The following is a 16,562-nucleotide window of genomic DNA, read 5'->3' on the forward strand; positions in this document are numbered from 1 at the left end:
GGAGGATTAATCGTTGTCAAATCGCCCTAAATCGAAAACGACTGTAGATATTTATGGTCAACAATTTTCCATTATCGGTACTGAGAGCACAAGCCATATCCGAGCTGTTGCTTCAATTGTTGATGATAAGATGAGAGAGATTAATAGTAAAAATCCATCTCTAGATATAAATAAGCTAGCAGTCCTTACTGCTGTTAATGTAGTCCATGATTATTTAAAACTGAAAGAAGAATATGAAAAGTTAGAGAAACAACTAATAGAAAAGGATTGAAGCTAAGAAATGCTAGATTTCGTGTTCGTCATTATTTTATTATTTGGAATACTGGTTGGCTTAAAGCGTGGATTTATCCTTCAATTTATCCACTTAACAGGATTTGTTATTGCCTATATTGTAGCATACAAATATTTTGACCAACTAGCACCGAAATTAAAACTTTGGGTGCCGTACCCTGTTACTAGTGAAGGATCTGTTTTCCTTAGTCTTTTAGATGGAGATGATCTAGAAGGCGCTTATTACAGAGCAGTAGCATTCGTAATCTTATTTATTGGGACTAAGATTGTGATGCATATTATTGGGGCAATGTTAGACTTTGTTGCACTATTACCGGTTTTGAAGCAGTTAAATCGTTGGGCAGGCTCAATACTAGGATTCTTGGAATCATACTTAGTTTTATTTATTATCCTCTTTATAGGTGCACTTTTACCTATTGAACAGCTACAGCTTGCTTTAGATCAATCTGTTCTTGCGGATTTAATTGTTAATCATACTCCATATTTCTCTGATAAAGTAAATGAGCTTTGGATTCAATACATATCATAAGAGGCAGACAATAAAAGCAGCTCCCGACAGGGGATTTGATCTTTTTTAGTCGACCTCTTTTTTATACTTTCAGAAAGTATAGGCTTGTACATAGTGGTCCTCTGGCAACATAAATAGTTTTCCTCACTTCTGTTGAAACTATAAAAATGTACTTATTGTCGCTTTCTTTGTATGATGTTTAGGTAATCAACAAAAAGAAAGCATTGGATGTAACTAGTCACTATTAACAATCTCTGATTAAACAAGCTAACTCAGACAAGGTGCGTAGACTATTCTATATAGAACTGTAATATGAGGTGATAAAAATGGAATTACATAAAAAAGATATTATCAAATTATTAGAAAAAATAGCTGTCCTTATGGAGCTGAAGGGTGATAATCCGTTTAAAATATCTGCTTTTAGAAAAGCAGCAAATGCTCTTGAAGTGGATGACAGAAGCTTAGCACAAATCGAGGATTTCACAAAAATACCGGGTATTGGTAAGGGGACGTCTGCTGTTATTAAGGAATATGTAGATATAGGGAAATCGGAAGTACTACAGGAGTTAGAGGAAGAAGTACCTTCCGGCTTATTGCCTTTACTTAAGCTTCCTGGACTAGGTGGAAAAAAGATAGCTAAGCTTTATAAAGAACTTCAAATTGATGGTGTTGAGGCTCTGAAAGTAGCGTGCGAAGAAAATAAAATCCAAGAGCTTGCTGGCTTTGGTAAGAAATCTGAAGAGAAAATAGTAGCCGCAATAGCTGAAATGGGAAGTAGACCAGATCGTTTACCAATTGCATTTATGTTACCGATAGCGGAAGAAATTGAAGCGTATTTAGGAAAATGTGAGGGAATAGAGAGGTTCTCAAGAGCAGGAAGTCTTCGTCGGATGAGAGAAACGATTAAAGATCTAGACTTCATTATTTCAACAAATAATCCTAGCAAAGTAAGAGAGCAGTTATTAGCTATTCAAAATCTAACCGAGACGATTGCGAGTGGTGATACGAAAGTATCGGTACAGCTAAGCTATGAATATGAAGTAAGTGTTGATTTTAGATTGGTTAAACCTGAAGAATTTGCGACGACTTTACACCATTTTACTGGATCAAAGGATCATAACGTAAGAATGCGACAGCTTGCTAAAGAACGGGGAGAAAAAATTAGCGAGTATGGTGTGGAAAACGTTGAAACAAATGAAGTAACGACATTTGAAACAGAGGAAGAATTTTATCACTACTTTCAATTACCTCATATTCCACCAGAGCTACGAGAAGATGGAACAGAAGTCGAGCTTTATAAGGAAGACACAAAGCTTATTTCTCTGGACGATATAAAGGGCGACCTCCATATGCACTCAACCTGGAGTGATGGGGCATTTACAGTACGAGAGATGGTTGAAGCATGCCGTAAGAAAGGCTACAAATATATGGCTATTACAGATCATTCACAGTACTTGAAAGTAGCGAATGGACTAAACCCAGAACGTCTTCTTGCTCAAAGGAAAGAAATAGATAAATTAAATAAAGAATATGAAGATATCACCATATTAGCAGGTGTAGAAATGGACATCTTACCAGATGGAACATTAGATTATGATGAGGAACTACTTCAGGAAATGGATTTAGTTATCGCATCTATTCATTCGAGCTTTTCTCAACCCAAGGATGTAATTATGGAACGTTTAACAACAGCATTAAAAAGCTTACATGTAGATATGATTGCTCATCCGACAGGAAGAATTATTGGCAAACGTAAGGGCTATGATGTAGATGTTGACATGCTGATCCAGCTTGCGAAGGAAACAGATACAGCTCTTGAGTTAAATGCTAATCCAAATCGTTTAGATCTGAATGCAGAAGCTATTAGAAAAGCACAAGCGGCGGGAGTTAAGCTTGTCATTAATACGGATGCACATAATACAGAGATGCTAGAGCATATGCCGATTGGAGTCTCAACAGCAATAAAAGGCTGGATTGAAAGGAAGAATGTGATTAATACGTGGGAACTTGATCAAGTTAAAGCATTCTTAAATCGTCATCATAAATCGTGACGAATAAACTATAGGCTGTGCATTATGAATCGGGAGGTTTATCATTTTGCAACAAAAAGTATTACAAGTATTAGAATTTGAAAAAGTGAAAAGTCAGCTTGTGAATTATGCCTCCTCCTCGTTAGGTAAGGAAAAGGCAAAATCCTTAACACCTTCTATTCAATTTGAAGAGGTAGTTGTCGCACAAGAGCAAACGGATGAAGCGGCTAAAGTATTACGTTTAAAAGGAAATATTCCCCTTGGTGGTTTAGTTGATATACGTGCAACGATCAAGCGTGCAAGAATTGGTGGGGTTCTTAGTGCTGGAGAGCTTAACGAAGTATCAGGTACTCTCTATGCAAGTAGAAACATGAAGCGTTTTATAGAGAAGATGGTGGAGGAAGAAATTGAGCTCCATCACTTACCGGTTTTATCTGAACAAATCGTCGTTTTACAAGAGGTTGAAAGAAAGATAACAGAATGCATAGATGACAATGGATATGTTCTAGATACAGCAAGCGACGCGCTTAAAGGGATTCGTCAGCAATTGAGAACAACAGAAGCGCGTGTAAGAGAAAAGTTAGAATCAATGATACGCTCCTCTTCTGCAACAAAAATGCTATCTGATGCGATCATTACGATTAGAAATGACCGATTTGTACTCCCAGTAAAACAGGAATATCGTGGCTCTTATGGTGGTATTGTTCACGACCAATCAAGCTCAGGGGCTACTCTTTTTATTGAGCCACAAGTTGTAGTCGACCTAAATAATACGCTACAGCAAGCGAAAGTGAAGGAAAAGGTAGAAATTGAACGAATTTTATCTATTCTCTCAAGTGAAGTAGCGGAACATAGTGAGGAAATTTTGCATAATGTTGAATGTTTAGCCGAAATGGACTTTATGTTTACCAAAGCTAAATATGCAAAGCAAATAAAAGCCACAAGACCAGCTGTGAATAATGATGGGAGAATTCAATTATTTAAAGCTAGACATCCGTTACTCCCTGACAATGAAGTTGTACCAAATGATATCGAGCTAGGTACAGATTTCACAACAATAGTTATTACGGGACCGAATACAGGGGGGAAAACTGTAGCATTAAAAACGCTTGGTTTATGTACATTAATGGCACAAGCAGGCTTACAAATTCCTGCCCTTGATGGATCAGAAGTAGCAGTATTTGAAGCGGTTTATGCCGATATTGGAGATGAACAGTCAATTGAACAGAGCCTAAGTACATTCTCTTCACATATGGTTAATATTGTGGATATTCTTGATAAAGTAAATTTTAAAAGTCTAGTCTTGTTTGATGAATTAGGAGCAGGTACAGATCCACAAGAAGGTGCGGCTTTAGCTATTTCAATTCTAGATGAGGTATATAATCGCGGCGCAAGAGTTGTAGCGACAACCCATTACCCAGAATTAAAAGCATATGGCTACAATCGAAGCGGAGTAGTTAATGCAAGTGTTGAATTCGATATTAATACATTAAGCCCAACGTACAAGCTGTTAATTGGTGTACCAGGTCGAAGTAATGCTTTTGAAATCTCAAAACGACTCGGTTTACAAGATCGTGTCATCCAAATGGCCAAGGCGCAAATGAGTGATGAACGTAATGAAGTAGATACTATGATTGCTTCACTAGAAACAAGTAAAAAAGCTGCAGAAGTAGAGGTAACAGAGGCAGAAAAAATTCGTAAAGAAGCAGAACAGCTTCATAAGGAATTACAGCGTCAAATTATAGAATTCAATAATAAAAAAGATGCCTTATATGAACAAGCAGAACAAAAAGCAGAAGAAAAGCTAGAAGAGGCAAAACAAGAAGCTGAAAAAATAATACAAGATTTACGTAAGCTAAGGAAAGATCAGCATGCTACTATAAAAGAGCATGAATTAATAGATGCAAAGAAACGATTGGAAGAAGCGACTCCTCACTTTGAGAAAAGTAAAAAAGTAGAGAAAAAGCAACAAGAACAGAAAACACTTTTACCAGGGGATGAAGTAAAGGTCATTAGCTTTAATCAAAAGGGCCACTTAATCGAAAAGGTAAATGAAAAAGAATGGCAAGTACAGATGGGTATCATGAAGATGAAAGTTAAAGAAAAGGACCTTGAATATAGTAAAAGACCGAAACAGGAAGTTCAGCAGAAGCCACTATCGACCATAAAAGGGAAAGACTATCACGTTTCATTAGAATTAGATTTACGTGGAGAACGCTTTGAAAATGCCCTTTTAAGAGTAGAAAAATATTTGGACGATGCTGTATTGGCTGGCTACCCTAGAGTTTCGATTATTCATGGTAAAGGTACTGGCGCACTAAGAACAGGTGTAAAAGAAATGTTGAAAAATCACCGAAGTGTAAAAAGTACAAGGTTTGGTGAAGCGAGTGAAGGTGGAACAGGCGTTACAGTAGTTGAACTCAAATAAATGGGGAGATTTTTATGAATACATTTTGGGAACATCATTTAGTACAAACGGCTGCTTATTATAGTGTAGTCGTGTTATGTATCATTGTCTTTTTATCGATATTTGAGCTCGTAACCAAATATAAAAATTGGGAAGAAATTCAAAAAGGGAATATAGCTGTTGCGATGGCAACTGGCGGTAAAATCTTTGGAATAGCGAATATCTTTCATTTTTCTATCCATCAGCATGATAGTTTGCTGCAGATGATGGGAGCTGGCTTATTTGGTTTTGTTCTTCTTCTACTTGGCTATTTTATCTATGAATTTATGACACCTAAATTTAAAATTGATGAAGAAATTCAAAAAGATAACCGAGCAGTTGGATTTATCTCGCTCGTTATTTCGGTAGGATTATCTTTTGTCATCGGAGCAGGTCTATAAGGAGAGATAACAATGGAGACGTTGGCTAAGGTAATGTTCGGATTATGTGGCTTATTTATACTCATAGGAATTGTGTTTTTAATGTTTTTTTAAAAGATAGAACGGTATCCTTTGTACGTAGTTATAGAGTGTCTAGCGCAAGGCCCCAACGCATAAATGGGCGCCTTGCGCTTTTTTGTAGCCCTTGTGATCACTGTTATTGACTATCGTTACAGATATTTGCTATAAGGGAGCTTCTTTTATAAGTAACCAGCATGTAAAAATTCAGCAGTATCCTATATCAAGCAATTGATGATCGCCTGAGAAAAAAGAATGTTTGAAAGGAGAGCTGAATATAAGATAATGTGTAGATAGGTTGAAATATTTTATATTTCTGAAAATATGAAAATCTGTTATACTTATTTATAAAGGGGAAGAATGCACGATTGATCTGTTGTGGTACAGAGAACGTAGATTTTATTTCCGTAGGAAAAATCCATTTGTAAGGCGACAAAGGGGGAAAAAGCGTGGAAAACCAAAAACCTTGGCTTCAATATTACCCAGAAGAAATTCCTCATGAATTAGAGCTAGCCAGCCAGCCACTATTTGAATACTTACAACAATCAGCTTCAGAATTTCCATCAAAGATTGCCATTCACTTTCTTGGTAAGGATTTAACTTATTTAGAGCTTTATCAACAGTCGTTGAAATTAGCGAACTATTTCCAAACAGTAGGACTTAAAAAGGGAGATCGAGTCTCTATTATGCTTCCGAACTGTCCTCAGGCTGTTATCTCTTATTATGGTGTTTTATTAGCAGGAGGGATTGTTGTACAGACTAATCCTTTATACATGGAAAGAGAATTAGAGTATCAATTAAAGGATAGCGAGTCTACTTTCATCGTAACGTTGGATTTATTGTATCCTAGAGTTTCTAAAATGAAAGCGTTAACAAATTTGAAGCATATTATCGTAACAAGTATTAAGGACTATTTGCCGTTTCCTAAAAATTTACTTTATCCATTCGTGCAAAAGAAACAGAATCAAGTGATTGTCAAAGTAGAACATGAAGGTACTACCTACCTCTGGAAAAAAATAATGGAAGAGGCAAAAACAGAAGCGAATATTCCAACTATCCATCCTGAAGAAGATCTTGCATTACTCCAATATACGGGTGGAACGACAGGGTTTCCGAAGGGTGTAATGCTTACACATCATAATGTTGCCTCAAATACAAGAATGTGTTCACAATGGATGTACAAATGTAAAAGAGGAGAAGAATCTATTCTCGGCATTATTCCTTTTTTTCATGTTTATGGGATGACAACTGTGATGAATTTAGGCATTATGCAGGCTTTTAAGATGATTCTATTACCTAAATTTGATGCAACAGATGCTTTAAAAACAATTGAGAAGCAAAAGCCAACACTTTTTCCAGGAGCACCAACTATTTATATTGCTTTACTAAATCACCAAGATATAAAGAAATATAACCTATCTTCTATAAAATGTTGTATTAGTGGTTCTGCTCCGCTACCGGTAGAGGTTCAAGAGAAATTTGAACAGGTAACAGGCGGGAAGCTTGTAGAAGGATATGGACTTTCCGAAACGTCACCTGTTACACACGCAAACTTCATATGGGATCATCGAAAAGTGGGGAGTATAGGCGTTCCATGGCCAAATACAGACTCAATGATTTATTCCTATGAAAAGGATGGCCCTGCTGACCCTAATGAGCTTGGAGAAGTCGCAATCCGTGGACCTCAAGTTATGAAGGGATACTGGAATAAACCTGAAGAAACAGAAGCTACTTTTAAAGACGGTTGGTTTTTAACAGGGGATATAGGATATATGGATGAAGAAGGGTATTTCTTTATCGTCGACCGTAAAAAGGATATGATTATTGCTGGTGGCTACAATATTTATCCACGTGAAATAGAAGAAGTACTTTATGAACATGATAAAGTACAGGAAGTGGTTGTAGCGGGTGTTCCTGATCCGTATAGAGGGGAAACGGTTAAAGCTTATATTGTCTTAAAAGAAGGATATCAAGCAACGACAGAGGAGTTTAATGAATATGCGAGAAAAAATTTAGCTGCATATAAGGCACCGAGAATCTATGAATTTAGAGACGAACTTCCTAAAACTGCAGTAGGAAAAATATTAAGGCGTGCATTAGTTGAAGAAGAAAAAGATAAATTAAAAAAAGCTAAGTAACTATTGAATACAGGTGAACCTTTAGGGGCTCACCTGGCTCTTTGGATGGAACTAGTAAAGAATGTATTTAAACTATGTGACATGAGAAAGATACATAGTTTCGAATTCTTTCGAGAATATTTATCTAATTATGCTTGACAGAATATGAAGGAATTATTATCATAAAATTATGAATGATGATTCATTCATTATGAAGGAGAGTAAAGAAATTGAAGCAGAAAAAACCAAAATACAGGCAAATTATTGATGCAGCTGTGATAGTCATAGCTGAAAATGGCTATCATCAAGCGCAGGTTTCAAAAATCGCAAAGCAAGCAGGCGTTGCTGATGGAACCATCTACTTATATTTTAAGAACAAAGAAGATATTCTTGTCTCTCTTTTTCAAGAAAAGATGGGAATTTTCATTGAGAAAATTGAAGAGGAAATTGAATTAAAATCTTCAGCAGCTGAAAAGCTCTATTCTCTAATCGAAAAACATTTTTCATTACTTGCAGAAGATCATCATTTAGCGATTGTAACACAACTTGAGCTACGACAGTCCAATAAAGAACTTAGGTTAAGAATTAATGAAGTTCTTAAAGGGTATTTAAACGTTGTGGATAAAATCGTTACTGCAGGACAGGAAACAGGAGAATTTCGAGAAGATCTTGAATTACGTTTAGCAAGACAAATGATTTTCGGTACGATTGACGAAACGGTCACAACATGGGTAATGAATGATCAAAAATACGATTTACCTAGTCAAGCAAAAAAGGTACATGATTTATTCGTTTACGGATTTAAACATCTAGAAAAATAGGATTTATAGTAGGTGCTAACACTCCATTATGCGTAGCACCTTACTTTCTAAATATAAGGCTGTGTTAAAGTAAAGGTAAATGTAGCACGTTGTTGATAAGAGAAAAAGGCATAAGATCCACGCGGAAAAGCAAACGCCATTAATGAAAATCAACAAACACGTTTAACAGAGTCAGATATAAAGTCATTTTCCTTAGTAAGGCTTATTTAAAATAAGGAGGAAAAAAGAACATGGATTTCTTAAACGTTACTAAATCTAATTTTATTGCTGTGGCAACGATAAATAACCCACCAGCAAATGCTTTAGCATCAGGTGTTTTGAAAGAGCTTTCATCTTTTTTGGATGAAGTTGAAAACGATGAGTCTGTGAGAGTCATTGTTTTACATGGCGAAGGAAGGTTTTTCTCAGCTGGTGCAGATATTAAAGAATTTGTACAAGTGCCTTCCGGCGCAGCGTATTCTAGCTTAGCTACTAGAGGGCAGGAGCTTTTTGAAAGAGTAGAAACCTTCAGTAAACCAATTATTGCTGCAATTCATGGAGCTGCTCTTGGGGGAGGGCTAGAGCTTGCGATGTCGTGTCACATGCGTATTGTAACTGAGGACGCAAAACTTGGCTTACCAGAGCTTCAACTTGGAATAATACCTGGTTTTGGGGGGACTCAGCGCTTACCAAAATACGTAGGGACAGGACGTGCTTTAGAAATGATGCTAACAAGTGAACCAATTTCTGGAGCTGAGGCAGTAAAGCTAGGCTTAGCCAATCATGCTTTTTCTCAAGATGTGTTACTAGATGAAGTGAAAAACATAGCAGCAAAATTTGCGCAAAAAAGCCCTCAATCAGTTAAGGCTGTGATCTCATTACTGAATGCGTCAAAGCAGAAATCTCATGCAGAAGGAATGAAACAAGAAGCAGATGAATTTGGTGCACTATTTGGTAGTGCGGATGCAAAAGAAGGTATTACAGCGTTTATTGAAAAAAGAAAACCAACCTTTACTGGAAAATAAGCTTTGAGGAATATCATGATGTTTAGCAGAAATTAAAGTTGTAGCGTTTAAATGAAATGGTGAATGAATGACTTATTATACATGGGGGAATGGGAAATGAATATTTTTGTCATTATGAAAAGAACATTTGATACGGAAGAGAAAATTGTTGTTCAAAACGGAGGAATTGCTGAAGATGGAGCAGAATTCATCATCAATCCCTATGACGAGTATGCAATTGAGGAAGCGATTCAAGTTCGTGACGCAAATAGTGGAGAAGTAACGGTTGTAACAATCGGTGGAGAGGAATCTGAAAAGGAATTAAGAACTGCTTTAGCAATGGGGTGTGATAAGGCTGTTTTAATAAATGTGGAAGACGATCTTGAAGAAGGAGATCAATATACTACGTCAAGAATCCTTGCAGAATTCTTTAAAGATAAAGAAGTGGATTTAATTCTTGGTGGAAATGTGGCAATTGATGGAGGCTCTGGACAGGTTGGACCTCGATTAGCAGAGCTACTCGATATCTCTTATGTAACCACAATAACAAAGCTTGAAATTAATGGGGATCAAGCAGTTGTAACACGTGATGTTGAAGGGGATTCCGAAGTTATTGAAACAACATTACCACTATTAGTTACAGCGCAACAAGGGTTAAATGAGCCACGCTATCCATCATTACCAGGTATTATGAAAGCGAAGAAAAAGCCATTAGATGAGCTTGAACTAGACGATTTAGATCTAGAAGAGGACGATGTTGAACAAAAAACAAAGACCATTGAAATATTCTTACCACCGAAGAAAGAAGCTGGGAAAGTACTAGAAGGAGAGCTACAAGACCAAGTAACAGAACTTGTATCCCTTCTGAGAAATGAAGCTAAAGTTGTCTAATTGGGTTTTTATAGTTTAATAGATCGTTAGAATGAGTGGGAGAAATACCGAGGATAATTTGAACAGGGGGAAATAATGATGGGAAGAAAAGTACTTGTATTAGGTGAAGTTCGTGATGCAACGCTAAGAAATGTTTCATTTGAGGCCATTGCTGCTGGTAAAACAATTGCTGAAGGTGGAGAGGTAGTTGCCCTATTAGTTGGAGACACAGTGGCTTCTTTAGGAACAGAACTTGTTCATTACGGAGCAGATCGTGTCATTACAGTCGAGGATCCTAAATTAACTACGTATACTCCTGACGGATATTCACAAGCCGTATTATCTGTTATTCAAGAGGAAAGCCCTGAAGGAATAGTCTTTGGTCACACCGCTTTAGGAAAGGATTTGTCACCGAAGATTGCAGCTAAATTAGGTTCTGGACTTGTCTCAGATGCAACGGCTATTGAAGTAACAGGAGGAAATGTTGTTTTCACTCGACCAATTTATTCTGGAAAAGCATTCGAGAAGAAAATTGTCACGGATGGAGTTATTTTTGCAACGATCCGACCAAATAATATTCCTTCCCTTGATAAGGATGATTCAAGATCAGGGGACGTTACGTCTCATTCAGTTGAAATAAAAGATCTTCGTACCATTGTCAAAGAGGTTGTGAGAAAAGCTTCTGAAGGTGTGGATCTATCTGAGGCAAAGGTTGTTATTGCAGGTGGTCGTGGTGTGAAGAGTGAAGATGGATTCCAACCATTGAATGAATTAGCAGAGGTGCTAGGTGGAGCTGTAGGTGCTTCACGTGGAGCATGTGATGCAGAATACTGCGATTACTCCCTGCAAATTGGTCAAACGGGAAAAGTCGTTACACCTGACTTATACATTGCATGTGGTATTTCAGGAGCTATTCAGCATCTAGCAGGAATGTCTAATTCGAAGGTAATCGTAGCGATTAATAAAGACCCAGAAGCGAATATTTTTAAAGTTGCGGATTATGGCATCGTTGGGGATTTATTTGAAGTGATTCCATTACTTACAGAAGAATTTAAGAAGTTAAAAGTACATGCATAAGAGGAAAGAGGCTTGGACATAAGTAGATTTAGCCCCAGATAAACCCGAACGATTAGATCATTTCTTAATGATTTCTATCTCTAATTGTTCGGGTTCTTATGTCATGTAAAAGCTTATTTTATCTGTCAATACGATTATTACTAACTACTGCAATTGTGATAGCCGCTTGACTCTTGGGGAAATGAGGAGAGCAAGTGGTGTAGCGAAATCAACCATCCTTGTTTTACTAACTTCACTCATTAATAAGCAACTCAGGGTACGAAGAATATTACTTTCTTTAACATTCATTTATTGTGTTACGTATTGATCCCTGTATTTACCACTCTTTTTTGAGCTTTGTAGCTTTTTAGAAACCACCTCAAATACATCACCCTACATTCACCTACAAGATCATGTAATGAACATATTTGTAACAGCAATAAGGTATTCAAATCAGACCTAAGCTTATGTGCTTTGTTTTACACTAAAATGAAGTTAAATATTAAGTAGTCTTTATGTTCATTATAAATATCTTCTGTTAAATTCAACAAAAAGATACATAAACATCTATGTTTTGATAAAAAATCTTAGGGGAAAGTATGTAATGAAGCAAAAAGTTAGCTTAGTTTATGTGTGAATGCTATAATCAAAACATAATTTACGCAACATATTAGGAGGAATTACAATGGCAATTACAAATGTTACTGATCAAACTTTTTCAACTGAAACAAACGAAGGTGTAGTACTAGTTGATTTCTGGGCTCCTTGGTGTGGACCTTGTAAAATGATTGCACCTGTTCTTGAAGAACTTGATACAGATATGGGTGACAAAGTAAAAATCGTAAAGGTTGATGTTGACGAAAACCAAGAAACAGCAGGTAAGTTTGGTGTTATGAGTATCCCTACTCTACTTGTTCTTAAAGATGGAGAAGTAGTTGACAAAGCTGTAGGATACCAACCTAAAGAAGCACTTGCTGAAGTATTAAACAAACACGTTTAATCCTTACGTAACTTAGTAAATATCATAAGAAGATGAAAAGGGATTGACGTATTGTCAGTCCTTTTTTATTGCTTAGGAACCTACAAAATGCAACAACTGTGAACAAGTGCTTCGCCATATAGCTTCATGCGCCTTTCTTAAAAGTTGGCCTATTGCAAGTGCTGTAAATTCATCTATTTCTTAGGAAATAATTGTGTATAATTCGACATTTTAACATGGGATTACACGTGATGGTCATGATAGAATAAACCTATGCGTTTATTGCTGCTTTATGATGAGGAGTGTTTGCTATGATAGATAAATTGAAGGAAAAGCTCTCACTTCTTCCAGATCAGCCTGGCTGTTACATTATGAAGGATCGCCAGGGAACTGTTATATATGTGGGAAAAGCGAAAGTTTTAAAAAATAGAGTCCGTTCTTATTTCACTGGATCTCATGATGGTAAAACATTACGTTTAGTGAATGAGATTGAAGATTTTGAATATATCATTACGTCCTCTAACCTTGAGGCTTTAATACTAGAATTAAATTTAATTAAGAAGTATGATCCGAAATATAATGTCATGTTAAAAGACGATAAAACCTATCCTTTTATTAAAATCACAAACGAACGTCATCCTCGATTACTGGTGACAAGACAAGTGAAAAAGGATAAAGGGAAATACTTTGGACCTTATCCGAACGTTTTTTCAGCTAGAGAAACAATTAAGCTGTTAGACAGGTTATATCCATTGAGAAAATGTTCTACCTTACCAGATCGTGTTTGCTTGTATTATCATATGGGTCAATGTTTGGCTCCGTGTGTGAATGAGGTGTCTGTAGAGACAAATCGTCAGCTTGTTGAAGAAATATCTAAATTCTTAAATGGAGGATTTAAAACGATTAAAGAAGAGCTTTCTGCAAAGATGGTAGATGCATCGGAAAAATTAGAATTTGAACGTGCTCAGGAATTTAGAGATCAAATTCTCCATATAGAAGCAACAATGGAAAAACAAAAAATGACGTTAAATGACTTTGTTGATCGCGATGCCTTTGGGTATGCCTATGATAAAGGATGGATGTGTGTCCAAGTATTTTTTATTAGGCAAGGGAAGTTGATTGAACGAGACGTTTCACTGTTCCCGATTTATGATACTCCTGAGCAAGAATTTTTAACTTTTTTAGGGCAATTTTATTCTAAGGCTAGCCATTTTATCCCGAAAGAAATCTTATTGCCTGATAGTGTAGAAGAGGAGCTTGTTGAGAAATTTTTAGATGTCACAACGTTACAGCCTAAAAGAGGTAAGAAGAAGGATTTGGTCCTACTTGCCCATAAAAATGCCAAAATTGCTTTAAAAGAAAAATTCATGCTAATTGAGCGAGATGAAGAACGAACGATAAAAGCGGTTGAAAATTTAGGAGACATATTAGGTATTGCAACTCCGCATCGTATTGAGGCTTTTGATAATTCAAATATACAAGGAACAGATCCTGTTTCAGCTATGGTTGTATTTGAAGATGGGAAACCAGCGAAAAAGCATTATCGAAAATATAAGATTAAAAGTGTTAGTGGACCAGATGATTATGATTCGATGAGAGAAGTTGTTAGAAGAAGATATAGTCGAGCATTAAAAGAGGAGCTTCCTTTACCAGATCTTATCATCATTGACGGGGGGAAAGGTCATTTAGCTGCTGCACAAGAGGTACTTATTGATGAATTGTCACTAGATATTCCAATTGCTGGATTAGTGAAAGATGACAAACACCGTACTTCTGAGCTATTAATTGGTGCTCCTCCAGAATTTATTCAATTAGAACGAAATAGTCAGGAATTCTACCTTCTCCAAAGAATTCAAGATGAGGTTCACCGGTTTGCAATAACCTTCCATCGAAATGTACGTGGAAAGACTGCATTTCAGTCAATACTCGATGAAATACCAGGTGTAGGTGCACAAAGAAAGAAAATGTTATTAAAACATTTCGGCTCAGTAAAAAAAATGAAGGAAGCAAGTGTTGAAGAGTTATCACAGGCTGGTATACCTTCAACGATTGCAAACACGATATTCCAACACTTGAAAAATAACGAATCGTAGGTTTCGTTCGGAAACCTTTTAAGTGGATAAATCAGTGGGTAAAACCACTTTTTCTAAAAATAGACTTGATTGAAGTTAAAAAGTTTGATAATCTTTATAGTAATTTCATATGATCGTTAGTTTGTTAAATGAAGGTAGAGGCGCGAAAATCATTAGTAACCAGTTGGAGGATAAATGGTATCCTATGAAAATTGGAGAAAGGGAGATTCGCCGAAGTGATAAAAGACCATTTGCTTTTATCGCTGGTTTTACATTTAAGAGGTGTAAAATTGTCAGGGATTCGTATTGATTCTTGGAGAGCTATCTCATTGTCTAAAAACAGCTTGTCTGTTTGTACTTAGCAATGGGATATTTTTGTCCCATTGCTTTTTTGTTGTTCTTGACTAAAACATTGAAATTTCCTTGCTTGTAAGCACAGTCGATCAAAGTACTAGGTATATAGCGGTGAAAAAAGAACAATAGCAAGCTTATCTGCTGCTTTTTCGCCGCATCTTTAACCAGTCCAAGGAATTGTGTCCCGAATGTTTGCACCTCTTGTTTTAAGACTAGGTTGTATGAGAGAGCAGTTTGTGAATCATCCTTACCATAACAAACGAGATCAATAGTGGAAAAGGCGAAAAAAGCACATGTAACATGAAGAAATGTCAAAGTTTTCATAATGGAAAGGTGAGGGTTTTAATGGGTATCATCGTACAAAAATTTGGTGGAACATCAGTTGGATCTGTTGAGAGGATCTTACATGTTGCACAGCGTGTTATACAAGAAAAAAATGCGGGACATGATGTAGTGGTTGTCGTTTCTGCAATGGGAAAATCAACGGACCAATTAGTTGACTTGGCAAATCAGATTTCTTCAAAGCCGAGTAAACGAGAGATGGATATGCTATTAACAACTGGGGAACAAGTGACAATTTCCTTATTGTCAATGGCCTTAGCTGAAAAAGGCTATGAAGCGACCTCCTTTACAGGTTGGCAAGCGGGTGTTGAAACAGAAGCATCACATGGTAACGCAAGAATTTTAAACATACAAACAGAGAATGTGAAAACAGAGCTTTCGAAGGGAAAAATTGTAGTTGTTGCAGGATTCCAAGGAGTATCTGAGGACGGTCAAATTACAACATTAGGACGAGGAGGATCTGATACAACTGCGGTTGCTTTGGCTGCTGCATTAAAAGCGGAGAAATGTGATATCTACACAGATGTTACAGGTGTATATACAACAGATCCACGATGTGTAAAATCTGCCCGTAAGCTAGAGTCAATTTCTTATGATGAAATGTTAGAATTAGCTAATTTAGGAGCTGGTGTTCTACATCCAAGAGCAGTAGAGTTTGCAAAAAACTATCAAGTAGCCTTAGAAGTACGGTCAAGTATGGAAAATGAAAGAGGAACGTTAATTGAGGAGGAATCAAGCATGGAACAAAACTTAGTTGTAAGAGGAATTGCATTTGAGGACCAAGTAACAAGAGTATCGGTTTTAGGATTACCAAATGAACTAACGACTCTATCCACCATTTTTACGACACTTGCTACAAATGGAGTGAATGTTGATATTATTATTCAAAATACGACGAGTGACTTAAAAACATCTATCTCGTTCTCAGTAAAAACAAATGCCCTAGAGGATACAATCTCTATTTTAGAGCAACATAAATCTATCTTACAATTTGATAAAATTGAGTCAGAATCACAGCTTGCAAAAGTATCCATCGTTGGTTCTGGAATGGTGTCTAATCCTGGAGTGGCTGCAGAGATGTTTGATGTCTTGGCAAATGAAGGAATACAGGTGAAGATGGTAAGTACGTCAGAAATTAAAGTCTCTACAGTTGTCGACCAAGTACATATGGTTGATGCTGTTAATGCATTACATGATGCATTTGAGCTTTCAAAAGAGGTAGCTTCTGTATAAGT

Annotated in this window: 13 protein-coding genes and 1 riboswitch; all 13 genes read left to right on the plus strand. The window is 36.6% G+C overall.

Annotated features, from left to right (window positions below):
• The first annotated feature begins 13 nt into the window (after positions 1-13).
• Positions 14-271, plus strand: a complete 258-nt coding sequence (gene zapA / locus A9C19_RS05065; RefSeq protein ID WP_072578931.1) for a cell division protein ZapA — start codon at positions 14-16, stop codon at positions 269-271.
• 9 nt (positions 272-280) lie between these two features.
• Positions 281-820, plus strand: a complete 540-nt coding sequence (locus A9C19_RS05070; RefSeq protein WP_072578932.1) for a CvpA family protein — start codon at positions 281-283, stop codon at positions 818-820.
• A gap of 305 nt (positions 821-1,125) precedes the next feature.
• A complete protein-coding gene (gene polX / locus A9C19_RS05075; RefSeq protein WP_072578933.1) occupies positions 1,126-2,850 on the plus strand; it encodes a DNA polymerase/3'-5' exonuclease PolX in 1,725 nt (574 codons plus the stop codon).
• A 46-nt stretch (positions 2,851-2,896) separates the two neighbouring features.
• Positions 2,897-5,257 carry an endonuclease MutS2 gene (locus A9C19_RS05080; RefSeq protein ID WP_072578934.1) on the plus strand — a complete coding sequence of 787 codons (2,361 nt, stop codon included), beginning with the start codon at positions 2,897-2,899 and terminating at the stop codon, positions 5,255-5,257.
• A gap of 14 nt (positions 5,258-5,271) precedes the next feature.
• Complete coding sequence (locus A9C19_RS05085) at positions 5,272-5,676, plus strand: DUF350 domain-containing protein (protein ID WP_072578935.1); 405 nt, start codon at positions 5,272-5,274, stop codon at positions 5,674-5,676.
• A 506-nt stretch (positions 5,677-6,182) separates the two neighbouring features.
• Positions 6,183-7,871 (plus strand): AMP-binding protein, encoded by a 1,689-nt coding sequence (locus tag A9C19_RS05090; RefSeq protein WP_072578936.1) that lies wholly within the window; start codon positions 6,183-6,185, stop codon positions 7,869-7,871.
• Positions 7,872-8,080: 209 nt separating this feature from the next.
• Entirely contained in the window at positions 8,081-8,671 is a 591-nt protein-coding gene (locus A9C19_RS05095; protein ID WP_072578937.1) for a fatty acid metabolism transcriptional regulator FadR, read from the plus strand.
• Between the two features lie 230 nt (positions 8,672-8,901).
• Positions 8,902-9,675, plus strand: a complete 774-nt coding sequence (locus tag A9C19_RS05100) for an enoyl-CoA hydratase (protein WP_072578938.1) — start codon at positions 8,902-8,904, stop codon at positions 9,673-9,675.
• A 96-nt stretch (positions 9,676-9,771) separates the two neighbouring features.
• Positions 9,772-10,545, plus strand: a complete 774-nt coding sequence (locus A9C19_RS05105) for an electron transfer flavoprotein subunit beta/FixA family protein (RefSeq protein ID WP_072578939.1) — start codon at positions 9,772-9,774, stop codon at positions 10,543-10,545.
• A gap of 78 nt (positions 10,546-10,623) precedes the next feature.
• Entirely contained in the window at positions 10,624-11,601 is a 978-nt protein-coding gene (locus A9C19_RS05110; protein ID WP_072578940.1) for an electron transfer flavoprotein subunit alpha/FixB family protein, read from the plus strand.
• 664 nt (positions 11,602-12,265) lie between these two features.
• Positions 12,266-12,580: a thioredoxin gene (gene trxA / locus A9C19_RS05115; protein WP_072578941.1), complete on the plus strand. Its 315-nt coding sequence runs from the start codon at positions 12,266-12,268 to the stop codon at positions 12,578-12,580.
• Positions 12,581-12,870: 290 nt separating this feature from the next.
• Complete coding sequence (uvrC, locus tag A9C19_RS05120) at positions 12,871-14,652, plus strand: excinuclease ABC subunit UvrC (RefSeq protein WP_072578942.1); 1,782 nt, start codon at positions 12,871-12,873, stop codon at positions 14,650-14,652.
• A 127-nt stretch (positions 14,653-14,779) separates the two neighbouring features.
• Positions 14,780-14,963, plus strand: a riboswitch (Lysine riboswitch).
• Positions 14,964-15,330: 367 nt separating this feature from the next.
• Entirely contained in the window at positions 15,331-16,560 is a 1,230-nt protein-coding gene (locus A9C19_RS05130; protein WP_072578944.1) for an aspartate kinase, read from the plus strand.
• The last annotated feature ends 2 nt before the right edge of the window (positions 16,561-16,562 follow it).

This window comes from Bacillus weihaiensis (genome assembly GCF_001889165.1).
Classification (GTDB): Bacteria; Bacillota; Bacilli; order Bacillales; family Bacillaceae; genus Metabacillus; species Metabacillus weihaiensis.